This is a genomic window from Streptomyces sp. Y309 (assembly GCF_056712025.1).
Genome location: NZ_CM160048.1, coordinates 7,073,760 through 7,096,356 on the forward strand (window position 1 = coordinate 7,073,760; position 22,597 = coordinate 7,096,356).

20 protein-coding genes are annotated in these 22,597 nt (G+C 71.3%); 16 read left to right on the forward strand and 4 right to left on the reverse strand.

The features are described 5' to 3' along the window. Positions 1–2: 2 nt before the first annotated feature. Positions 3–701: a maleylpyruvate isomerase family mycothiol-dependent enzyme gene (locus AC0KTA_RS29285; protein WP_481051212.1), complete on the reverse strand. Its 699-nt coding sequence runs from the start codon at positions 699–701 to the stop codon at positions 3–5. A 230-nt stretch (positions 702–931) separates the two neighbouring features. Between AC0KTA_RS29285 and uvrA the strand changes: the two genes are divergently transcribed. After that, positions 932–4,015, forward strand: coding sequence for an excinuclease ABC subunit UvrA (gene uvrA, locus AC0KTA_RS29290; protein WP_481051213.1), 3,084 nt, complete (start codon positions 932–934; stop codon positions 4,013–4,015). A gap of 218 nt (positions 4,016–4,233) precedes the next feature. Continuing rightward, on the forward strand, positions 4,234–5,040 hold the full coding sequence (locus tag AC0KTA_RS29295) for a crotonase/enoyl-CoA hydratase family protein (RefSeq protein ID WP_481051214.1): 807 nt from the start codon (positions 4,234–4,236) through the stop codon (positions 5,038–5,040). Positions 5,041–5,149: 109 nt separating this feature from the next. Here the strand turns inward: AC0KTA_RS29295 and AC0KTA_RS29300 are convergent, their stop codons facing one another. After that, on the reverse strand, positions 5,150–5,722 hold the full coding sequence (locus AC0KTA_RS29300) for a YceI family protein (protein WP_481051215.1): 573 nt from the start codon (positions 5,720–5,722) through the stop codon (positions 5,150–5,152). Positions 5,723–5,835: 113 nt separating this feature from the next. On the opposite strand from AC0KTA_RS29300, the gene AC0KTA_RS29305 reads away from it, so the two are divergent. Next, complete coding sequence (locus AC0KTA_RS29305; RefSeq protein ID WP_481051216.1) at positions 5,836–6,696, forward strand: helix-turn-helix domain-containing protein; 861 nt, start codon at positions 5,836–5,838, stop codon at positions 6,694–6,696. A gap of 65 nt (positions 6,697–6,761) precedes the next feature. Here AC0KTA_RS29305 and AC0KTA_RS29310 read toward each other — a convergent pair whose 3' ends face one another. Beyond that, entirely contained in the window at positions 6,762–7,811 is a 1,050-nt protein-coding gene (locus AC0KTA_RS29310) for a carbohydrate kinase family protein (protein ID WP_481051217.1), read from the reverse strand. Positions 7,812–8,021: 210 nt separating this feature from the next. Between AC0KTA_RS29310 and AC0KTA_RS29315 the strand changes: the two genes are divergently transcribed. Next, positions 8,022–8,444 carry a Rieske (2Fe-2S) protein gene (locus tag AC0KTA_RS29315; protein WP_481051218.1) on the forward strand — a complete coding sequence of 141 codons (423 nt, stop codon included), beginning with the start codon at positions 8,022–8,024 and terminating at the stop codon, positions 8,442–8,444. A 98-nt stretch (positions 8,445–8,542) separates the two neighbouring features. On the opposite strand, the gene AC0KTA_RS29320 is transcribed toward AC0KTA_RS29315, so the two are convergent. Continuing rightward, positions 8,543–9,502: a hypothetical protein gene (locus AC0KTA_RS29320; protein ID WP_481051219.1), complete on the reverse strand. Its 960-nt coding sequence runs from the start codon at positions 9,500–9,502 to the stop codon at positions 8,543–8,545. A gap of 234 nt (positions 9,503–9,736) precedes the next feature. Between AC0KTA_RS29320 and AC0KTA_RS29325 the strand changes: the two genes are divergently transcribed. The 12 genes from AC0KTA_RS29325 (at position 9,737) to AC0KTA_RS29380 (ending at position 22,526) form a co-directional block, all read left to right on the forward strand. Then, complete coding sequence (locus AC0KTA_RS29325) at positions 9,737–10,384, forward strand: papain-like cysteine protease family protein (protein ID WP_481051220.1); 648 nt, start codon at positions 9,737–9,739, stop codon at positions 10,382–10,384. Positions 10,385–10,389: 5 nt separating this feature from the next. Next, on the forward strand, positions 10,390–11,301 hold the full coding sequence (locus tag AC0KTA_RS29330) for a hypothetical protein (RefSeq protein WP_481051221.1): 912 nt from the start codon (positions 10,390–10,392) through the stop codon (positions 11,299–11,301). Positions 11,302–11,476: 175 nt separating this feature from the next. Beyond that, positions 11,477–13,669: an excinuclease ABC subunit UvrC gene (gene uvrC / locus AC0KTA_RS29335; RefSeq protein WP_481051222.1), complete on the forward strand. Its 2,193-nt coding sequence runs from the start codon at positions 11,477–11,479 to the stop codon at positions 13,667–13,669. Beyond that, positions 13,666–14,601: an RNase adapter RapZ gene (gene rapZ / locus AC0KTA_RS29340; RefSeq protein WP_481051223.1), complete on the forward strand. Its 936-nt coding sequence runs from the start codon at positions 13,666–13,668 to the stop codon at positions 14,599–14,601. The genes uvrC and rapZ overlap by 4 nt, the downstream gene beginning before the upstream one ends. Beyond that, a complete protein-coding gene (locus tag AC0KTA_RS29345; RefSeq protein ID WP_481051224.1) occupies positions 14,598–15,614 on the forward strand; it encodes a gluconeogenesis factor YvcK family protein in 1,017 nt (338 codons plus the stop codon). Before rapZ ends, AC0KTA_RS29345 begins: the two co-directional genes overlap by 4 nt. Continuing rightward, on the forward strand, positions 15,605–16,594 hold the full coding sequence (gene whiA / locus AC0KTA_RS29350; protein WP_189732451.1) for a DNA-binding protein WhiA: 990 nt from the start codon (positions 15,605–15,607) through the stop codon (positions 16,592–16,594). Before AC0KTA_RS29345 ends, whiA begins: the two co-directional genes overlap by 10 nt. 382 nt (positions 16,595–16,976) lie before the next feature. Beyond that, positions 16,977–17,987 carry a type I glyceraldehyde-3-phosphate dehydrogenase gene (gene gap / locus AC0KTA_RS29355; RefSeq protein WP_481051225.1) on the forward strand — a complete coding sequence of 337 codons (1,011 nt, stop codon included), beginning with the start codon at positions 16,977–16,979 and terminating at the stop codon, positions 17,985–17,987. A 126-nt stretch (positions 17,988–18,113) separates the two neighbouring features. Continuing rightward, positions 18,114–19,325 (forward strand): phosphoglycerate kinase, encoded by a 1,212-nt coding sequence (locus tag AC0KTA_RS29360; protein WP_481051226.1) that lies wholly within the window; start codon positions 18,114–18,116, stop codon positions 19,323–19,325. A 7-nt stretch (positions 19,326–19,332) separates the two neighbouring features. Further along, complete coding sequence (tpiA, locus tag AC0KTA_RS29365) at positions 19,333–20,118, forward strand: triose-phosphate isomerase (protein WP_481051227.1); 786 nt, start codon at positions 19,333–19,335, stop codon at positions 20,116–20,118. Between the two features lie 156 nt (positions 20,119–20,274). Continuing rightward, positions 20,275–20,505 carry a preprotein translocase subunit SecG gene (gene secG, locus AC0KTA_RS29370; RefSeq protein WP_030358806.1) on the forward strand — a complete coding sequence of 77 codons (231 nt, stop codon included), beginning with the start codon at positions 20,275–20,277 and terminating at the stop codon, positions 20,503–20,505. A 251-nt stretch (positions 20,506–20,756) separates the two neighbouring features. Beyond that, entirely contained in the window at positions 20,757–21,092 is a 336-nt protein-coding gene (locus AC0KTA_RS29375; protein WP_003957010.1) for an RNA polymerase-binding protein RbpA, read from the forward strand. 177 nt (positions 21,093–21,269) lie between these two features. Continuing rightward, positions 21,270–22,526 (forward strand): MFS transporter, encoded by a 1,257-nt coding sequence (locus AC0KTA_RS29380; protein WP_481051228.1) that lies wholly within the window; start codon positions 21,270–21,272, stop codon positions 22,524–22,526. Positions 22,527–22,597 lie beyond the last annotated feature (71 nt).

Below are 22,597 nucleotides of genomic sequence, written 5' to 3' on the forward strand. Positions count from 1 at the left end.
GCCTATAGCGGGGGGAGGGCGGGGAGGGGGCCGCCGTCGACGGTCAGCTGGGCCGCGAGGGCGCGGTGATCGCGGCGGCCGGCGAGCCAGCCGACGAGGGCCGGAGCGGGTCCGCTCACGGTGACCTCCGGCTTGTCCGCGGCGCGACCCGTCAGCCACGCGCGCGTGCCGTCGGTGACGTTTGTCGCGGCCAGCTCCGGGTTGCCGGAGAAGCGGTCGGTGAGGAAGCCGATCTCCCGCTCCAGGAAGTCGGCAGGCACGTCCTCCAGCTCATAGCCGACCCCGAGGTCGACGTGGTGCAGCTCCAGCTCGACCCAGCGCCGGAACGGCACCCGGGAGGCCGAGTCCGTGACGCCGTTGCGCATCGTGATGGTGCGGGACCAGTCGGCGGGCAGCGCGGCCTGCGCCTCCAGGCGGGCAGCGCTCTCCCGCAGGTCCGTGAGCTGCACCTCGGCCGGCCGAGACGCATCCCGCTCGATGTCCGCGTCCCGCGCCTCCCCGCTCACATACATGGGCCGCCCGGCCAGCACGTTCACGAGCGCGTCGGCGTTCCGCGCGACGTGCGCGAGGACGTGCCCGCGCGTCCAGCCGGGAAGCCGTGACGGCTCGGCCATCGAAACGTTGTCCAATGCGGCGGCTGCGGCGAGCAGCCGTTCGGTCGCGTCACGTACAGACGCCAGGTCGCGCACATGATCAATCATGGGCCCGACGATAGCTCCGCCACACGTTCGGGTGAAGGCAGTGGACCACCCCCGCAAATCGAATGTCCGTGCTATACGCTCGGGAGCGGCATCGGGCACTCTTGTGTAGGCAGAGTCTCATCGGTTCATCGACCAGAGAATCCGGCCCGGCGTTGTCAGTGGGTCGCCCTAGTCTGTGAAGGACGGGGGCCCCGCCCCTGTCACTTCTCTCAAGAAAGGTGCGGACCGGCGTGGCCGACCGTCTCATCGTCCGTGGCGCGCGCGAGCACAATCTCAAGAACGTCTCGCTCGACCTCCCGCGTGACTCCCTCATCGTCTTCACCGGTCTGTCCGGTTCCGGCAAGTCCTCGCTCGCGTTCGACACGATCTTCGCCGAGGGGCAGAGACGGTACGTAGAGTCCCTGTCCTCGTACGCCCGCCAGTTCCTCGGCCAGATGGACAAGCCGGACGTCGACTTCATCGAGGGCCTCTCGCCCGCGGTCTCCATCGACCAGAAGTCGACCTCGCGCAACCCCCGCTCCACGGTCGGCACCATCACCGAGGTCTACGACTACCTGCGCCTGCTCTTCGCCCGCATCGGCAAGCCGCACTGCCCCGAGTGCGGCCGCCCGATCACCCGCCAGTCCCCGCAGGCCATCGTCGACAAGGTCCTCGAGCTGCCCGAGGGCAGCCGCTTCCAGGTCCTCTCGCCGCTGGTGCGCGAGCGCAAGGGCGAATTCGTCGACCTCTTCGCCGACCTCCAGACGAAGGGCTACAGCCGCGCCCGGGTGGACGGCGAGACCATCCAGCTCTCCGAGCCGCCCACGCTGAAGAAGCAGGAGAAGCACACCATCGAGGTGGTCGTCGACCGCCTCACCGTCAAGGACAGCGCCAAGCGCCGCCTGACGGACTCCGTGGAGACCGCGCTCGGCCTCTCCGGAGGCATGGTCGTCCTGGACTTCGTCGACCTCCCCGAGGACGACCCCGAGCGCGAGCGCATGTACTCGGAGCACCTCTACTGCCCGTACGACGACCTGTCCTTCGAAGAGCTGGAGCCCCGCTCCTTCTCCTTCAACTCGCCCTTCGGCGCCTGCCCGGACTGCACCGGCATCGGCACCCGCATGGAGGTCGACCCCGAGCTGATCGTCCCCGACGAGGAGAAGTCGCTCGACGAGGGCGCCATCCACCCCTGGTCGCACGGCCACACGAAGGACTACTTCGGCCGCCTGGTCGGAGCCCTCGCCGACGCGCTCGGCTTCTCCACGGACATGCCCTGGGCGGGCCTGCCGCAGCGCGCCAAGAAGGCCCTCCTGAACGGCCACAAGACCCAGATCGAAGTCCGCTACCGCAACCGGTACGGCAGAGAGCGGGTCTACACCACCGCCTTCGAAGGCGCCGTCCCCTTCGTCAAGCGGCGGCACAGCGAGGCCGAGAGCGACGCCAGCCGCGAGCGCTTCGAGGGCTATATGCGCGAGGTGCCCTGCCCGACCTGTGAGGGCACGCGCCTCAAGCCGATCGTCCTGGCCGTCACGGTCATGGGGAAGTCCATCGCCGAGGTCTCCGCGATGTCGATCAGCGACTGCGCGGACTTCCTCGCCGAGCTGAAGCTCGGCGCCCGCGACAAGAAGATCGCCGAGCGGGTCCTGAAGGAGGTCAACGAACGGCTGCGCTTCCTGGTCGACGTCGGCCTGGACTATCTGTCGCTCAACCGCGCCGCGGGCACCCTCTCCGGCGGCGAGGCCCAGCGCATCCGCCTGGCCACCCAGATCGGCTCCGGCCTGGTCGGCGTGCTGTACGTCCTGGACGAGCCGTCCATCGGCCTGCACCAGCGCGACAACCACCGCCTCATCGAGACGCTGGTCCGCCTCCGCGACATGGGCAACACCCTGATCGTCGTCGAGCACGACGAGGACACCATCAAGGTCGCCGACTGGGTCGTCGACATCGGCCCCGGCGCCGGTGAGCACGGCGGCAAGGTCGTGCACAGCGGCTCTCTGAAGGAACTGCTCGACAACGAGAAGTCGGTCACGGGCCAGTATCTGGCGGGCAAGAGGGCCATCCCCGTCCCCGACCTCCGCCGCCCCGCCGACCCCACGCGCCGGCTCACAGTGCACGGCGCCCGCGAGAACAACCTGCAGGACATCGACGTCTCCTTCCCGCTCGGCGTCCTCACCGCAGTCACCGGCGTCTCCGGATCCGGCAAGTCGACGCTGGTCAACGACATCCTCTACACCCACCTGGCCCGCGAGCTGAACGGCGCCAGGTCCGTCCCCGGGCGGCACACGCGCGTGGACGGCGACGACCTCGTCGACAAGGTGGTGCACGTGGACCAGTCGCCCATCGGCCGCACCCCGCGCTCGAACCCGGCGACGTACACCGGAGTCTTCGACCACGTCCGCAAGCTCTTCGCGGAGACCACGGAGGCGAAGGTCAGGGGCTATCTCCCCGGGCGCTTCTCGTTCAACGTCAAGGGCGGCCGCTGCGAGAACTGCTCCGGCGACGGCACCATCAAGATCGAGATGAACTTCCTCCCGGATGTGTACGTCCCGTGCGAGGTCTGCCACGGCGCGCGGTACAACCGCGAGACCCTGGACGTGCACTACAAGGGCAAGTCCATCGCCGAGGTCCTCGACATGCCCATCGAGGAGGCCCTCGGCTTCTTCGAGGCGGTGCCCGGCATCGCCCGCCACCTGAAGACGCTGCACGACGTGGGCCTCGGGTATGTGCGCCTCGGCCAGTCCGCGCCCACGCTCTCCGGAGGCGAGGCCCAGCGCGTGAAGCTGGCCAGCGAGCTCCAGAAGCGCTCCACGGGCCGCACGGTCTACGTCCTCGACGAGCCGACCACCGGTCTGCACTTCGAAGACATCAGCAAGCTCATCAGCGTCCTGTCCGGCCTCGTCGACAAGGGCAACACGGTCATCGTCATCGAGCACAACCTCGACGTGATCAAGACCGCGGACTGGGTCGTCGACATGGGCCCGGAGGGCGGCAGCGGCGGCGGCCTCGTCATCGCCGAGGGCACCCCCGAGCAGGTCGCCGGGGTCCCGGCCAGCCACACCGGCAAGTTCCTGCGGGACATCATCGCCGCGGACCGGATCAGCGACGCCGCGGTGCCGCCGGCCCGCAAGGCCGCGAAGAAGGCCCCCGCCAAGAAGACGGTCGCGGCGGCCACGTCGACCGCCAAGAAGACGGTGGCTGCCAAGACGACCACCAAGAAGACGGCCACTACGAAGGCGGCGTCCACGAAGGCGGCGTCCACGAAGACGGCGGCTTCGAAGACGGCCGCCAAGAAGGGTGCCGCGAAGAAGACGGCGACCAGGGCGCGCAAGGCCTGATCACGGTGTCCGATCAACCACCGCAGCGCGCCGCCCGCGCCAAGGGCGGCGCGCTGTCGGCTTGTTGAGGGGTGCGCCGACGTGATCGGGTGGTGGCGCGGGCAGGACGTGCCCGCATCACCACGCGCAGGACGTGCCCGGCATCAGGGAACGCGTACGACGACCGAGACGTCGTACGCCGCCCCAGCAGACGTACGACGACCTAGGAGACGTACGACATGCCCGCAGCAGCCGATGTGACCGTGCGGACCGAACGCCAGGGACCCGTCACCACCGTCGTCCTGTCCCGCCCCCACGTGCGCAACGCCGTCGACGGGCCCACCGCCCGCGCCCTCGCCGACGCGTTCCGTGCCTTCGAGGCCGACCCGGAGGCGTCGGTCGCCGTCCTGTGGGGCGAGGGCGGCACCTTCTGTGCGGGCGCCGACCTCAAGGCGATGGGCACCCCGGACGGCAACGTGGTCGCCGAGGTGAACGGCGCGAACGCCGAGGGCGGCGAGAGCGGTGCCAACGACGGGCCGATGGGGCCCACCCGGCTGAACCTGTCCAAGCCCGTGATCGCGGCGGTCTCCGGTCACGCCGTCGCGGGCGGCCTCGAACTCGCGCTCTGGTGCGATCTGCGGGTCGCCGAGGAGGACGCCGTGTTCGGGGTGTTCTGCCGTCGCTGGGGCGTGCCGCTGATCGACGGTGGGACGGTGCGGCTGCCCCGGATCGTCGGGGAGGGGCGCGCCATGGACCTGATCCTCACCGGCCGCCCGGTCGAGGCGGCGGAGGCGCTGGGCATGGGCCTGGTCAACCGCGTCGTACCGAAGGGCAGCGCCCGCGCGGCGGCCGAGCGGCTCGCCGCCGAGATCGCCGCGTTCCCGCAGACCTGCCTGCGGCACGACCGGCTCTCCGCGCGGGAGCAGCACGGGCTGTCCGAACGGCAGGCGCTCGCGGGCGAGTTGAGCCACGGTCTGCACGCGCTCGGTGAAGCGGCCGAAGGCGCCGCGCGGTTCGCCGCGGGGGCGGGACGGCACGGCGCCTGAGCGCTTCGCTGGCTGTGCGGTGGTGCCCCCTGCGGGTCGGTGGGGGCTGGTCGCGCCCCGCGGCGGAGCCGCAGATCGAGACAGCCCCGCGCCCCTAACGGGGCGCGCCTTACGCCGTGGCTTTCCCCGGCTCCAGGAACTGCATGTCGAGCTGGATCTTCACGACCTCGCCGAGCATGCCGGGAGCGAACGTCAGGCCGTACTCACTGCGGCGGATCTCGCCCGTCGCCTCGAAGCCCGCGTGCCGGGTGTCGCCGAACTCGCCGAGACCTCCGAACTCCACGGCCAGCGTCACCGGGCGAGTGACGTCGCCGATGGTCAGGTCGCCCGCCATCGTCCACTCCTCGCCGGAGCCGGTGATCCCGGTGGAGCGGAACGCCATCGTCGGGCGCTTCTCCACGTCGAGCAGGTCGGAGGCGCGGACGTGCGCGTCGCGGTCCGCGTTGCCGGTGTCGATCGAGGCGAGGGCGATCGTGGCGTTCACCGCCGTGCCGTCCAGGGTCTCGCCCACCACCAGCTCCGCGTCGAACTGCGTGAAACGGCCGCGCACCTTGGAGATGCCCAGGTGGCGGATGGTGAAGTTCACGGCGGAGTGCAGCGGGTCGAGCGCCCAGCGGCCCGCCGGAAGAGGCAGGGCGGTGGCGGCGTCAGCAGAGTGGGCGGTGTTGGTCTCGAAGCTCATGCCGTCCACTCTGGGGCGGGGCGAAGGTGCGAGGAAGGCCGGGCGGAGACTGGTAGTGGCAGGGACACCATGAGGGGCGGCCGGCCTCGGGACCACCCTGATACGTTCGAACGGTGAGCGACAACGAGCTGGGAGCCTTCCTCCGTGCCCGCCGCGAGGCCGTCACGCCCACCGAAGTGGGCCTGCCCGGCGGCCCGCGCCGCCGCACCCCCGGACTGCGCCGCTCCGAAGTCGCCACCCTCGCCGGCATCAGCGTCGAGTACCTGACCCGCCTGGAGCAGGGCCGCGACCGCAACCCGTCGCCGTCCGTGCTCGGTTCGCTCGCCGACGTACTGAGGCTGTCCATGGAGGAGCGCCTCCACCTGCGCCGCCTGGAAAAGGCGACCAACGGCGCCGACGACCCCTGCTGCGCCGCGGCCCCGCCGCCCGCCCTGTCCGTGCGTCCCACCGTGCGGGCCCTGGTCGAGCGCCTCGAACCCACCCCGGCCGTGCTGCTCAACCGGCTCAGCGACGTCCTCGCGTACACGACGGGGTACGAACGGATCGTCCGCCCCCTCGGCCTGCTCGACGGCGACCGGCCCAACCTGCTGCGGTTCGTCTTCACCGACGAGCGGGCCCGCACCGCCTTCACCGAGTGGGACCGCGTCGCCGACGAGCAGATCGCGCACCTGAGAAGCGAATCGCCGATGATCGACCCTCATGTGCTGCAGCTCGTCGACGAGTTGACGGTCCTCGCAGGGGCGCCGTTCGCCGACCGCGTCAAGGCGGTCCCCGGCGTGCCGCGCCGCAGCGGCGTGCAGAGCCTGGCCCACCCGGAGGCCGGCGCGCTGCGGCTGTCGTACGAGTCGCTGGCCCTGCCGGACGTCGACGGCCAGCGGCTCCTGGTCCACCTCCCGGCCGACGACGCGACCTCCGCCGCGCTCGACCGGTTGAACGGGCGCCAGCCGGGCGGCCTCCGCGCGGTAAGCGGCTAGGCGGCTAGGCGAGCGGCTGGCCGCCGTTCGCGGCGCCCGGGCCGCCGTACGCCATATCCCGTGCCCTAGCCGTCGAGCCCGCTGTCCGCGCTCAACTCCCGTGCGTACGGCGGTTCCGCCCCCGCGCGCGAGCACGTGATCGCCGCCGCGCGCGCCGCGAACCGCAGCACCTCGGCCCAGGCGTCGCCGCCGAGGCGCGCCACGGTGTCCGCCGACAGCGCGTTCCGCGCGGCGAGGCCGTGCAGCAGCGCCGCGTTGACCGTGTCGCCCGCGCCGATCGTGTCCACGACGTCGACCGGGACGCCCGGCACGGAGACCTCGCCGCCGTCGCGCGTGAAGACGGACAGGCCGTCGCCGCCCCGCGTCACCACCACGGCCGCGGGCCCCGACGCCAGCCACTCCTCGGGTGTGCCGCCCAGCCAGCGCGCGTCCTCCTCGGACACCTTCAGGAGCGCCACCGACGGCAGCCAGTTCTTGAACCGGGCGCGGTAGGCGTCGGCGTCGGGGATGAGGACGGAGCGGATGTTGGGGTCGAGGGCCGTGAAGACGCCTCGCGCCGCCTCGCGCCGCAGCAGTTCCTCGTACGCGCTCGCGCCCGGCTCCAGGACGAGCGAGCAGGTCCCGAAGGACAGCGCCCGTACGCCGTCCGGGATCCGGCGCGGCACGGCGAACAGACGGTCGGCGGTGCCCTCGACGTAGAAGGAGTAGCCGGCCGAGCCGTCCGCGCCGATCGAGGCGACGGCCAGCGTCGTCGGCTCGGCGCCGCGCTGGACGTACGACACGTCGACGTCCGCGGCCCGCAGCCCCGCGAGCAGCGCCTCGCCGAACGCGTCGAGCGAGACCCGGGAGCAGAAGGCGGTGGGGGAGCCGAGGCGGCCGAGCGCGACCGCCGTGTTGTACGGCCCGCCGCCGAGCCGCGGGGCGAGCGCGGGCAGCGCCGGGGCGGCTGCACGCGAGACCGGGGCGGCTCCTTGCGAGACCGGGGCGGCTCCATGCGCGACCGGGGCGGCTCCACGTGAGGGGGCGACCGCGTCCCGCGGAGCGAAGACTGCGCCCTGCGGAACGACGTCCTGCGGAACGAGGTCGATGAGGGCCTCTCCTGCGACGACTATCACTGACGGTTCCTTTCCTGCGTTCCCGCGTTCCCGCGTTCGCCCCGCGCTCGGCGGCGCTCCGGGCGGCCGCCTGCGCACAGGCTAGAGCCTGACCGGGCGGGCGCGGCCGAAGCGGGCGGCACTCGGGCACCGCCCCGCCCCACCCGGTCACCGATCGGCCCCCCGGTAGGGTCTGACCATCGCCGAACCCCCTTGACCTGTGGAGACTTCATGTCCGGCACGTCCCCCGCCCGCCGTACCGTGCTGCGCGCGGCCGCACTCGTCCCGGCCGCCGGGCTCGGGCTCACCGCCTGTTCGTCGGGGGACGGCGGCAGCCGTTCGGCGCCGACGAAGCCGGTGGACCTGGGCGCGGCCGACGAGGTGCCGGTGGGCGGATCGAAGCTCTACACCGACGAGAACGTGGTGGTCAGCCGGATCGCCGACGACGAGTACAAGGCGTTCAGCACCATCTGCACGCACGCGCAGTGCCCCATCGAGAAGCTGCGGGGCAGCAAGCTGACCTGCCAGTGCCACGGGAGCCAGTTCGACGCGAAGAGCGGCAAAGTGCTGCGGGAGCCCGCCGTGTCACCGCTGGAGGAGCTGCCGGTGAAGGTGACGGGCGGCAAGATCGTGGCGGGCCCGGGCGCCGCCTGACCGGCGAGGTCGGCTCACTCCCGGCCCCAGCCCCAGCCGCTGCATGGCCGATCCGCCAGCCGGCTCACTCCCGGCCGCCCCGCCCCAGGGCCCGCCGTTCACTCCCAGTCCCACCCGATCCCGATGAGCCCGGCCCGCACCTGCGGCTCCACCAGGTGCACCGAGCGGTGGCTGCCGCTCAGCGTCAGCTCCCGGCGGCCGAGGCGCGGCGCGGCCGCCGAGCGCTGGGTGAAACGGTGGCAGCGCACGGGCAGGGCCTCTTCGGAGAAGCGCACCTGGAGCGCGTACTGGCCGCCGGTGAAACTGAAGCCGCGTACGTACTCGGCGCTCACGCCGGCCGTGCCGTCCTCGAAGCCGTAGCAGAACAGATGGGTGTCGCCCGCGCGCAGCCGGGCGTCGAAGAGGAGCTCCGCGACCAGCACACCGGTGTCGTGGTGCCAGCGCACGCGCCCGGTGCGGCAGTTCTCCAGGGCCCGCACCTCCATGCGCTCCGGGGCGCAGCCGGGGTCCCCGTGGTGGATGGCCAGGTAGCGGTCGATGCCGTCCGCGTGGGCCCGCACGACGTGCTGGGAGTCGCGTCCGAGGAGTTCACGGTGCGGGCCGATGCGTATGCGTTCGTGGTGGCCGATGGTGTGCAGGCCGCCGTCGAGCGGCGACTCCAGGTCGGCGATCAGGGACTGCAGGACGTCGGAGGCCTCCACCAGGGAGCGGTACGAACGAGCGGCGGGCCGCTCGGTCTCGGTCCGCCCGTCGGCCTGGGCGAGCAGCCGGATCAGGGATTCCTCCGGCAGCCGCAGGATCTCCTCCAGGGCGCGTACGGCGCGCAGCGACTCGGCGCGCTGGGGGCGCCGCGCGCCCTGCTGCCAGTAGCTGAGACTGGTCACGCCGACGTGGACGCCGGCGCGTGCGAGATGATGGCGTACCCGTTGCAGGGGCAGGCGGCGGGCGGCGATCGCGGCGCGCAGGGCGACGTGGAACGGGCCGGTGCGCAGGGCGGTGGCGAGGTCGGCCGGGGCGTCGTCCGCGAGGGCCGTCGTGGGGGGTGAGACGTTCCGCACCGCAGGTCCTTTCTGTGAACGTTCACTCCGGCCGCGCGGGTGTACGCCCCGGTCGGAGCGGGTGGCCAGGTGAGCGTACGACCGGTGTTCACACGGGTACGCCCTCGTTCACGCTTCAAGTTAGCCCGCATTGAAGCGTGTTGACCTGCACCCGACAACACCTGATGCTCAATCGCAGCGTCCGGACGCGCTCCTCCACATCCCACCCCCACCCCCCTGCTCGGGAGGAACGCGATGCACGACACCACCAGCGGATCGAGCCGTCGCAGACGGCTGTCCGCGCTAGCCGTCGCGGTGGCGGCTTTCCTCGCCATACCGGCGACCACCGCCGTCGCGGCGCCGCACGACACGTCGTCGACCGTCACTCCGGCCGCCTCGGGAGCGGCCGACCCGTCGGTCCTCGCCGCCAAGCGCCTGAACATCACCATGCAGGCACAGCAGAAGACCAACTGGTGCTGGGCCGCGGCGGGCAACACCATCGCCACGTACCTCGGCAAGAACTACAGCCAGAACCAGTTCTGCAACGCCGCCTTCGGCCGCAACCAGAACACCGAGTGCCCCAACAACCAGGCCACCCTGGGCAATGTGCAGAACGCCCTGGGCTGGATGGGCATCAACCGCGGCTCGTACGTCACCGGCTGGCTGCGCTACCCCACCGTGCAGACCGAGATCAACGCCAACCGCCCCATCGAGACCCGCATCCTGTGGTCCAACGGCGGCGGCCACATGCACACCATCTACGGCTACGACACGGCCAACGACTGGGTGTACTGGGGCGACCCGTGGCCCTCCAGCGACCGCTACAACTGGGCGTCCCACTCCTGGTACGTCAACAACAACACCTTCTCCTGGACCCACTCGCTGTACCGGATCGGGGCGTGAGAGCGATGAACCGTCACGTTTCGCGTACGTCCCGTACCCCGCGTACGTCCGGTCGTGTGCTGAAGGCCGTGCTCGCCGGGTCGGCCACCGCGCTGTTCCTCGGCGTCGCGGTGCCGCAGGCCACGGCCGACTCCGGTCCGGCCGCACCGCCGGCTCCCAGCGCGCCTTCCGAGGCCTCCCGCAGCGCCGCCCACGACGCGGCCGAGGCACCGAAGACCCTCGACACGCTCTCCCGCTTCTTCGCCCGCGAGGGGGCCGTCACCAAGGCGGCGGCCGAGCCGCGCGTGGCGGGCGACAAGGCCGTACCCGTCTACTACTTGTCGCCCGACTTCGTCGCCGGCAAGAAGGACGCGCCCGTCGCCCGCATGCAGTTCCTGGCCAGCAAAGCCGTCTCGTCCGACGGCCAGGAGGCGTCGCTCTGGGCCGTCCGGCAGGGCGGGTCCTGGCAGATCGTGAACATCGCCACCGGGGACGACGAGACCCACTACGCGCGCGTGGGCGCCGACAAGGCCCCCGGAGGCACCGTGTTCCACGAGCCGCAGATCAACGGCTGGTACGTCACCAAGGGGACGCGTGTGCTTCCCCTCGACAAGGACGCGAGGCGCGCGGTCGGCGCGGAGGGGATCGGCGTCGCCACCTACCAGAAGCGGGTCCACAAGGCGTACGGGGACAAGCTTCCGGGGTCCGCGTACGCGAAGTCCGGCAAGGCAGGCGGCTTCGCCCAGGAGCCCGCGGGCCGGGCGGCCGGGGCGGGCGCGGCTTCCGGTGCCAAGTCCGACGCCCGGCCCGAGTCCGCGTCGGCCTCCTCCGACGGGGCGGTGACCGTTGCCTCCTCCGTGGCCGGAGCGGGGGCGCTGGTCGCGCTCGGGCTGTCCGGGGTCGCTCTCGTGCGGCGGCGTTCTCGCCGTCTCGGCTGAGGTCGTCCCGGCCTTCGGCCGGGACATCCGCCACCCGCCCGCCCTGTACAGGGCGGGCGGGTGGGGCGCTTCCGGCGCGCAGCCCGGCGGCACCGGTGGGGGAGAGACACGGGCGGTCCGCCAGTGCCCCCGCCGCCGCGACTGACTGTCACCGCTCGCCAGTAGGCTGTCCGACATGGCCGACCCTTCCAGCTACCGCCCCAAGCCGGGACAGATCCCCGACTCGCCGGGGGTCTACAAATTCCGCGACGAGCACCGCCGGGTGATCTACGTCGGGAAGGCCAAGAGCCTGCGCCAGCGCCTCGCGAGCTACTTCCAGGACCTGGCGAACCTGCACCCGCGCACGGCCACGATGGTGACGACGGCCGCGTCCGTCGAGTGGACCGTCGTCGCCACGGAGACCGCCGCGCTCCAGCTCGAGTACACCTGGATCAAGGAGTACGACCCGCGGTTCAACGTGAAGTACCGCGACGACAAGAGCTATCCGTACCTCGCGGTGACGATGAACGAGGAATTCCCGCGCGTGCAGGTGATGCGCGGTCAGAAGAAGAAGGGCGTGCGCTACTTCGGGCCGTACGGCCACGCGTGGGCGATCCGCGACACGGTCGACCTGCTGCTGCGTGTGTTCCCCGTCCGCACCTGCTCCGCCGGCGTCTTCAAGAACGCCGCCCGCACCGGCCGCCCCTGCCTCCTCGGCTACATCGGCAAGTGCTCCGCGCCCTGCGTGGACCGCGTCTCCGCCGAGGAACACCGCGAACTGGCCGAGGAGTTCTGCGACTTCATGGCCGGGCGCACGGGGACGTACATCCGGCGCCTGGAGCGCCAGATGACGGACGCCGCCGAGGAGATGGAGTACGAGCGCGCGGCCCGGCTGCGCGACGACATAGACGCGCTCAGGAAGGCGATGGAGAAGAGCGCCGTCGTCCTGGCCGACGCCACCGACGCCGACCTGATCGCCGTCGCCGAGGACGAGCTGGAGGCCGCCGTCCAGATCTTCCACGTGCGCGGCGGGCGCGTGCGCGGCCAGCGCGGCTGGGTCACCGACAAGGTCGAGGCGGTCACCACGGGTGACCTCGTCGAGCACGCGCTGCAGCAGCTCTACGGAGAAGAGACGGGAGACGCCGTCCCCAAGGAGGTCCTCGTCCCCGCGCTGCCCGACCCCGCGGAGCCGGTCCAGGAGTGGCTCACCCAGCGCCGCGGGTCGAACGTGTCGCTGCGCATCCCGCAGCGCGGCGACAAGAAGGCCCTCATGGAGACCGTCGCGCGCAACGCGCAGCAGTCCCTGGTGCTGCACAAGACCAAGCGCGCCTCCGACCTGACGACCCGCTCCCGCGCCCTGGAGGAGATCGCCGCCGCCCTGGAGCTCGACAGCGCGCCGCTGCGCATCGAGTGCTACGACATCTCGCACCTCCAGGGCGACGACGTGGTCGCCTCCATGGTCGTCTTCGAGGACGGCCTCGCCCGGAAGAGCGAGTACCGCCGCTTCCAGATCAAGGGCTTCGAAGGGCAGGACGACGTCCGGTCCATGCACGAAGTGATCACCCGCCGCTTCCGGCGCTATCTGGCCGAGAAGGAGAAGACGGGGGAGTGGTCTCCGGAGGAGGCTGAGCAGAGTCTCACCGAGGAGGACGGGCGACCCAAGAAGTTCGCGTACCCGCCGCAGCTCGTCGTCGTGGACGGCGGCCAGCCGCAGGTCGCCGCCGCCCAGCGGGCCCTGGACGAGCTCGGCATCGACGACATCGCGGTGTGCGGCCTCGCCAAGCGCCTCGAAGAGGTCTGGGTGTCCGGTGAGGACGACCCGGTGATCCTGCCGCGCACCAGCGAGGGGCTGTACCTGCTCCAGCGGGTCCGGGACGAGGCGCACCGTTTCGCGATCACCTACCAGCGGTCGAAGCGGGCCAAGCGCTTCAAGGCGAGCCCGCTGGACGCCGTGCCCGGCCTGGGCGAGGCTCGCAAGCAGACGCTGATCAAACACTTCGGGTCGGTGAAGCGGCTCAGGGCCGCCACCATCGACCAGATCTGCGAGGTCCCGGGCATAGGCCGCAAGACGGCGGAGGCCGTCGTCGCCGCCTTCGCCCAGGCCGCCCCGGCGGCACCCGCCGTGAACACCGCCACCGGAGAGATCATGGAAGAGGAGGAACCCGCGACGGCGGGTGACTCGGACCACGGCGAGAGGCCCACGGGGGCGGGAGACTCGGACCACGGTGAGGAGCCCGCGGGGGCGGGAGACTCGCAGCACGGCGAGGAGCCCGCGGGGACGGGGGACTCGCAGCACGGCGACGGGCCCGGCACGACAGGGGCCCCGAGCGACAGCGAGGCGCCCACGCGTGTGGGCGCCACGGAGACACGACGGGGGATGGAGACATGAGCGAGCACGACGAAGGCGGAGAGCAAGTGAGCACGGGCACGACCATCGAACCGGGCGAGGCCGCCGAGGCGGCCATCCCCGAACTGGTGATCATCTCCGGGATGTCCGGCGCGGGCCGCTCCACGGCCGCCAAGTGCCTGGAGGACCTCGGCTGGTTCGTCGTCGACAACCTGCCACCGGCCCTGATCCCCACGATGGTGGAGCTCGGCGCCCGCTCCCAGGGCAACGTCGCCCGCATCGCGGTCGTCGTCGACGTCCGCGGCCGCCGCTTCTTCGACAACCTGCGCCAGTCCCTCGCGGACCTGGAGTCCAAGCAGGTCACCCGGCGCATCGTGTTCCTGGAGTCCTCGGACGAGGCCCTGGTGCGCCGCTTCGAGTCGGTGCGCCGCCCGCACCCGCTGCAGGGCGACGGCCGCATCGTCGACGGCATCGCGGCCGAGCGCGAGCTGCTTCGCGAGCTGCGCGGCGACGCCGACCTGGTCATCGACACCTCCAGCCTGAACGTGCACGAGCTGCGCGCCAAGATGGACGCCCAGTTCGCGGGCGACGAGGAGCCCGAGCTGCGGGCCACGGTGATGTCCTTCGGGTTCAAGTACGGCCTGCCGGTCGACGCGGACCTCGTCGTCGACATGCGCTTCCTGCCCAACCCGCACTGGGTGCCCGAGCTGCGGCCGTACACAGGGCTCAACGAGGAGGTGTCGGCGTACGTCTTCAACCAGCCCGGCGCCAAGGAGTTCCTCGACCGCTACACCGAGCTGCTCCAGCTCATCGCCGCGGGATACCGCCGCGAAGGCAAGCGGTACGTGACCATCGCCGTGGGCTGCACCGGCGGCAAGCACCGCTCCGTCGCCACGTCCGAGAAGCTGGCCGCCCGCCTGACCGCCGCCGGGATCGAGACCGTCCTCGTCCACCGGGACATGGGGCGCGAATGAACCCCAACCGCCGGGTGCTCCGCCTGAACCGCCTGGGCCGCAAGCGGGGCACCCAGCCCAAGGTCGTCGCCCTCGGCGGCGGCATGGGCCTGTCGGCCTCACTGGCCGCGCTGCGCCGCATCACCGGCGACGTCACCGCCGTGGTGACCGTCGCCGACGACGGCGGCTCCAGCGGCCGCCTGCGCGACGAGCTGGGCGTGCTCCCGCCCGGCGACCTGCGCAAGGCGCTCGCCGCGCTGTGCGGCGACGACGACTGGGGCCAGACCTGGGCGCGCGTCATCCAGCACCGCTTCCAGTCCAAGGGCGACCTGCACGAGCACGCGGTCGGCAATCTGCTGATCGTCGCCCTGTGGGAGCAGCTCGGCGACCACGTCCAGGCCCTGGACCTGGTCGGCAAGCTGCTCGGCGCGCACGGGCGCGTGCTGCCCATGTCCGCCGTGCCGCTGGAGTTGCAGGCGCTGGTCAGGGGCCACGACCCGGAGCGCCCGGACGACGTGGACACCGTCCGCGGCCAGGCCACGGTCGCGCTCACCCCGGGCGAGGTGCAGTCCGTGCACGTCGTCCCACAGGACCCGCCCGCCGTCCCGGAGGCCGTCGCCGCCGTCCTGGACGCCGACTGGGTGGTTCTCGGCCCCGGATCCTGGTTCTCCTCGGTGATCCCGCACCTGCTCGTGCCCGAGCTGCTCGACGCCCTGACGGAGACCAAGGCCCGCCGGGTCCTCTCGCTCAACCTCGCGCCGCAACCCGGAGAAACCGAAGGGTTCTCTCCGCAGCGTCATTTGGAGGTTTTGGCCCGACACGCCCCTAAACTCGCCCTGGACGTGGTGCTGGCCGACGAGGCCGCCGTGCCCGACCGTGGATCCCTCACCGATGCCGCCAAGCGGTTCGGCGCCACGGTGGAGCTGGCGCCGGTGGCCCGGCAGGACGGCAGCCCCAGGCACGACCCGGAGCTGCTGGCCGCCGCGTACGACCGTATTTTTCGGATGCATGGAAGGATCGGCCCATGGCGATGACGGCAGCGGTGAAGGACGAGATCTCCCGGCTCCCCGTCACCCGGACCTGCTGCAGGAAGGCAGAGGTCTCGGCGATCCTGCGTTTCGCGGGCGGCCTGCACCTGGTGAGCGGCCGCATCGTGATCGAGGCGGAGCTGGACACGGCGATGGCGGCCCGCCGGCTCAAGCGGGACATCCTGGAGATCTTCGGGCACAGCTCGGAGCTGATCGTGATGGCTCCGGGCGGCCTGCGCCGCGGCTCGCGCTATGTGGTGCGGGTGGTCGCGGGCGGCGACCAGCTGGCCCGGCAGACCGGCCTGGTGGACGGCCGCGGCCGGCCCATCCGCGGCCTGCCCCCGCAGGTGGTCTCGGGGGCCACCTGCGACGCGGAGGCCGCCTGGCGCGGCGCGTTCCTCGCGCACGGCTCGCTGACCGAGCCCGGCCGCTCCTCCTCCCTGGAGGTGACCTGCCCGGGCCCGGAGGCGGCGCTCGCGCTGGTCGGCGCGGCGCGCCGGCTGCAGATCGCCGCGAAGGCCCGGGAGGTACGCGGCGTGGACCGCGTCGTCGTCCGTGACGGGGACGCCATCGGCGCCCTGCTGACGCGGCTCGGCGCCCACGAGTCGGTGCTGGCCTGGGAGGAGCGGCGGATGCGCCGCGAGGTCCGCGCCACCGCCAACCGCCTGGCCAACTTCGACGACGCCAACCTGCGCCGCTCGGCCCGCGCCGCCGTCGCCGCGGGCGCCCGCGTGCAGCGCGCCCTGGAGATCCTCGGCGAGGAGGTGCCCGAGCACCTCGCGGCCGCGGGACGGCTGCGCATGGAGCACAAGCAGGCCTCCCTGGAGGAGTTGGGCGCGCTCGCCGACCCGCCGCTGACCAAGGACGCCGTCGCGGGCCGCATCCGCCGCCTGCTCGCCATGGCCGACAAGCGGGCGCAGGACCTGGGCATCCCGGGCACGGAGTCCAACCTGAGCGAGGAGCTCGCCGACAACATGGTGGTCTGACACCACATCACCACGGACCCCCAGAAGCCGCCGACGCCCGTGGGCACCGGCGGCTTCTTCATGCCTCCTGCCGACCCCACGCGGCGGTCACAGCGCGTGACAGCGCGCTGCTCGGCCCCGGGTTCGAGCAGGTAGCCGGAAAGGCCGAGAGGGCCGCTCTTATGGGCGCCTCCCCGGCACATCTGGGCGGATGACGCTGCGTAATCAGGATCCAGATCCCGGTGGCCCGTGTTCTTACTCCGAGGTACGGGCCACAACGCCGCATACGGTCCCTCTCGATGTCACCTCAGCGCCGTCAGAGAGGTAGGGTCGGAGGCGGTCGGGGACATCCCATACAACTCGCCGGCGTCTCAGACCGGCGTACCAACGAGGAGATCGGTTCGTGACGATCCGCGTAGGCATCAACGGCTTTGGCCGCATCGGGCGCAACTACTTCCGCGCGCTGCTCGAGCAGGGTGCGGACATCGAGATCGTGGCTGTCAACGACCTGGGTGACACCGCCACGACGGCTCACCTGCTCAAGTACGACACCATCCTGGGCCGCCTCAAGGCCGAGGTGTCGCACACCGAGGACACCATCACGGTCGACGGCCACACCATCAAGGTGCTGTCCGAGCGCAACCCCGCCGACATTCCGTGGGGCGAGCTGGGCGTCGACATCGTGATCGAGTCCACCGGCATCTTCACCAAGAAGGCGGACGCCGAGAAGCACATCGCCGGTGGCGCGAAGAAGGTCCTCATCTCGGCTCCGGCCAAGGACGAGGACATCACCATCGTGATGGGCGTCAACCAGGACAAGTACGAGCCGGCGAACCACCACGTCATCTCCAACGCCTCCTGCACCACCAACTGTGTGGCGCCGATGGCCAAGGTTCTCGACGAGAGCTTCGGCATCGTCAAGGGCCTGATGACGACCGTGCACGCGTACACCAACGACCAGCGCATCCTGGACTTCCCGCACAAGGACCTGCGCCGCGCCCGCGCCGCCGCGGAGAACATCATCCCGACGACGACGGGTGCCGCCAAGGCCACCGCCCTCGTCCTGCCGCAGCTCAAGGGCAAGCTCGACGGCATCGCCATGCGCGTGCCGGTCCCGACGGGCTCCGCCACCGACCTGGTCGTCGAGCTGCAGCGCGAGGTCACCAAGGACGAGGTCAACGCCGCGTTCAAGAAGGCCGCCGACGACGGTGCCCTCAAGGGCGTCCTGTTCTACACCGAGGACCCGATCGTGTCCTCGGACATCGTCAGCGACCCGGCCTCCTGCACCTTCGACGCCTCCCTGACCATGGTCCAGGAGGGCAAGTCGGTGAAGATCCTCGGCTGGTACGACAACGAGTGGGGCTACTCCAACCGCCTCGTGGACCTCACGGTCTTCGTCGGCGGCCAGCTCTAAGCGGTCAGCGTCTCAGAGCCAGGCATCTCGATGTGAGCACAGGGTCCGGACAGCGCAGCGTGGCGCAGTTCGGACCCTGTCGCGCGTGAGCTCCCCTCAAGAAGTCCCAGTCACGGAGTCCTATTCATGAAGACGATCGACGAACTTCTCGCCGACGGTGTCGCAGGCAAGCGGGTCTTCGTCCGCGCCGACCTCAACGTGCCGCTCGACGGCACCACCATCACCGACGACGGCCGCATCCGCGCGGTCCTGCCCACCGTCAAGGCGCTCGCCCACGCGGGTGCCCGCGTGGTCGTCGCCTCGCACCTGGGCCGCCCCAAGGGCGCCCCGGACCCGGCCTTCTCGCTCGCCCCGGCCGCGCGGCGGATCGGTGAACTCCTGGGCGCGGACGTCCAGTTCGCCACCGACACCGTCGGCGAGTCGGCCAAGGCCGCCGTCGCCGCCCTCACCGACGGCCAGGTCGCCGTCGTCGAGAACCTGCGCTTCAACGCCGGCGAGACCGCCAAGGACGACGCCGAGCGCGGTGCCTTCGCCGATCAGCTCGCGGCCCTGGCCGATGTCTACGTAGGCGACGGTTTCGGTGCCGTGCACCGCAAGCACGCCTCGGTGTACGACCTGCCGGGGCGCCTGCCGCACTACGCCGGGTACCTCATCGCCACCGAGGTCGGCGTCCTCAAGAAGCTCACCGAGGACGTCAAGCGGCCGTACGCCGTCGTCCTCGGCGGCGCCAAGGTCTCCGACAAGCTCGGCGTCATCGAGCACCTCCTGGAGAAGGCCGACCGCATCCTCATCGGCGGCGGCATGGCCTACACCTTCCTGAAGGCGCAGGGCCACGAGGTCGGCGTCTCCCTCCTCCAGGAGGACCAGATCCCGGCCGTGCAGGGCTACTTGAAGCGGGCCGAGGAGCGCGGCGTCGAGTTCGTCCTGCCCGTCGACGTCCTGGTCTCCGGGGAGTTCCCGGACCTGAAGACGAAGGCCCCGGCCAACCCGACCACGGTCGCGGCCGACGCCATCCCGGCCGACCAGGAGGGCCTCGACATCGGCCCCGAGACCCGTAAGCTCTACGCCGCGAAGCTCGCCGACGCCGCCACCGTCTTCTGGAACGGCCCCATGGGCGTCTTCGAGCACCCCGACTACGCCGAGGGCACCAAGGCGGTCGCCCAGGCACTCCTCGACTCGTCGGCCTTCACGGTCGTCGGCGGCGGCGACTCCGCCGCCGCCGTGCGCATCCTCGGCTTCGACGAAAACGCATTCGGCCACATCTCGACCGGTGGCGGCGCCTCCCTCGAATACCTCGAGGGCAAGACGCTCCCCGGCCTCGCCGCACTGGAGAACTGACCCCCTCATGACGAATCAGACCACTCGCACGCCGCTGATGGCGGGCAACTGGAAGATGAACCTCAACCACCTCGAGGCCATCGCACACGTCCAGAAGCTCGCCTTCGCGCTGGCCGACAAGGACTACGAGGCCGTCGAGGTCGCCGTCCTGCCGCCCTTCACCGATCTGCGCTCCGTGCAGACCCTGGTCGACGGCGACAAGCTCAAGATCAAGTACGGCGCCCAGGACATCTCGGCGTACGACTCCGGTGCCTACACCGGCGAGATCTCGGGCCCGATGCTCTCCAAGCTGAAGTGCACGTACGTGGCCGTCGGCCACTCCGAGCGCCGTCAGTACCACAACGAGACCGACGAGATCTGCAACGCCAAGGTCAAGGCCGCCTACAAGCACGGCATCACGCCGATCCTGTGCATCGGCGAGGGCCTGGACATCCGCAAGGCCGGCCAGCAGGTCCAGTACACGCTGAGCCAGCTCGACGGCGGCCTCAAGGACGTCCCGGCCGAGCAGGCCGAGTCCATCGTGATCGCCTACGAGCCGGTGTGGGCCATCGGCACCGGCGAGGTCGCGACCCCCGAGGACGCGCAGGAGGTCTGCGGCGCGATCCGCGGCCGCCTCGCCGAGCTGTACTCGCAGGAGCTCGCGGACAAGGTCCGCATCCAGTACGGCGGCTCCGTGAAGGCGAAGAACGTCGCCGACATCATGGCGCAGCCCGACGTCGACGGCGCCCTGGTGGGCGGCGCGGCGCTCGACGCCGAGGAGTTCGTCAAGATCGTTCGCTTCGGCGACCAGTGACGCGACCAGTGAGTATGCGCTAGCGGCGATACGTCGTACCCTTGCGGGGTCCGAGGCTTGCATTCTGAGCATTCCGCTCACGAAACAGGGCTTCGGGCCCCGTCGTCGATTTCAGATCCGAGATTCAGATCCGAGGAAGTTGGTCCAGCCGTGGTTATGGGGTTCTCGATCGCCCTGATCGTCTTCAGCCTGCTGCTGATGCTGCTGGTGCTGATGCACAAGGGCAAGGGCGGCGGCCTGTCCGACATGTTCGGTGGCGGAATGCAGTCGTCCGTCGGCGGCTCCTCGGTCGCCGAGCGCAACCTCGACCGCATCACGGTCGTGGTCGGTCTGCTGTGGTTCGCGAGCATTGTCGTGCTCGGCATCCTGATGAAGGTCAACAACTGACAGCAGACGCGTGCCGCTTGCCATTTCGGCGGCGGTTTGGTTCGCTGTCCCGCTCATAGCCCCATGTTCAGTACGCGCCCCCGTGCGCGGCTTATCATGGGGCTTGCGTGTCGGGGTGGGGTGTAACTCCCAACACTGGACGCGCGTTGGGCCTTACGTAGACTGAGGCACCCGCAGCGGAGCCGGCAGTCGACCCCGCGGCGCAGCCGCCGTTCGACACAGGCAGCACCATCACGCAGGGAGTTACGACCGTGGCAAGTGGCAACGCGATCCGAGGTAGCCGGGTCGGGGCGGGGCCGATGGGCGAGGCCGAGCGCGGCGAGTCCGCGCCGCGACTGCGCATCTCCTTCTGGTGCTCCAACGGGCACGAGACGCAGCCCAGCTTCGCCAGCGACGCGCAGGTCCCCGACACCTGGGACTGCCCCCGCTGCGGCTTTCCGGCAGGCCAGGACCGGGACAACCCCCCGGACCCGCCGCGCACCGAGCCGTACAAGACGCACCTCGCGTACGTCCGCGAGCGGCGCAGCGACGCGGACGGCGAGGCCATCCTCGCGGAGGCGCTCGCCAAACTGCGCGGCGAAATCTAGGACTTGAGAACCGGCCGGACACCGTGAGGTGCCCGGCCGGAGCCGTATCTCCTCCGTGACCGCCGCATTGCTGGTCAGCGGCCTGCTCGGCCCATTGTCAGTGGTGACCTCTACGGTTGATCGTGCTCGGGAAAACACCGGGCGAGGCCGTGAACCACGGGGCCGGGAGGGGGAGTTGTGACGACTGCGGTCGAGACGGCGGGCACGGACGCGCGGAGCGTCGCGTGGCGCGGCGGGTTCGGACGGCTGTGGAGCGCCGCGGTGCTCTCCAGCTTCGGCGACTCGCTGCGCAAGGCCGCGCTGCCGCTGCTCGCGGTGTCGCTCACCGACGACCCCCTGCTCATAGCGTCGGTGACCGCCTGCGGATATCTGCCGTGGCTCGTCTTCGGCCTCGTCGGCGGGGCCGTCGCCGACCGCGTGGACCAGCGGCGCGCCATGTGGACGGTGGACGTCGCCCGCGGTCTGCTCGTGGCGGCCTTCGCCCTCGCCGTGGCGCTCGGCCACGCCTCGATCGGCCTGCTCATCGCGCTGGCCCTGGTGCTCACGACGCTCCAGACCCTGTTCGACAACGCCGCCACGGCCCTGCTGCCCGCCCTCGTGGACCGCGCGACGCTGGGCAGCGCGAACGCTCGGCTGCTCACCGGCCAGCAGTTCGCGGGCGGCCTCCTCGCCGCGCCCGTGGTGCCCCTCCTGATGGCCGCGGGCCCCGGCCTTCCGTACGCGGTGGACGCGGCCACATATCTGCTGGCGGCCGCCCTCGTGGCCTCCCTGCGGATGCCCGCGCCCGAGCACCCGCCCAGACCCGCCGGGGCCACCCTGCGGTCCGACATCGCGCACGGCCTGCGGGCCCTGTGGCGGGACCGGGTGCTGCGGGGCCTGTGCGCGGCGACCGCGCTGGGCAACGTCGGCATAGGCGCGCTCCTCGCCACCCTCGTCGTCCTCGTCACCGGCTGGCTGCACGCGGGCAGCGGGGGCTACGCGGCGGCCATAACGGCGTACGCCGCCGGGAGCATCGCGGGCGGGGCGCTCGCCGGATGGCTCGCGCGCAGGCTCGGACGCGTCCGGAGCATCCTCGCCGCCGGAACGGCGCAGGTCGCCGCGCTCGTGGCGATGGGCACGATCCCCGACATCGTGGCGCTGGTCGTGAGCATGATGCTGTTCGGAGCCATGGGGATGGTGTGGAACGTGAGCACCCACACGCTCATGCAGGAGCGTCCGCCCGCCGCCATGCTGGGCCGCGTCAGCTCGGCGTTCCGGACCCTGGCGGTCGCCGGAGCGCCGCTCGGAGCCGTCCTCGGCGGGGCCGCGGCCGCCTTGTGGGGCCCCAACACCCCCATGCTGCTCGCCGCCGCCCTGTTCGTGCTCTCCGTCACCGCCCTCACACCGGCGCTTAAGTCGGCCGACAGCGGACAGACAACTCAAACCGCTCGCTGATCAATTAGGTTGGGAGGGCAGCGGGGCGAACGCAACGGTACTCAGGTTGTACGAGAGAGGCTGAAGTCCGA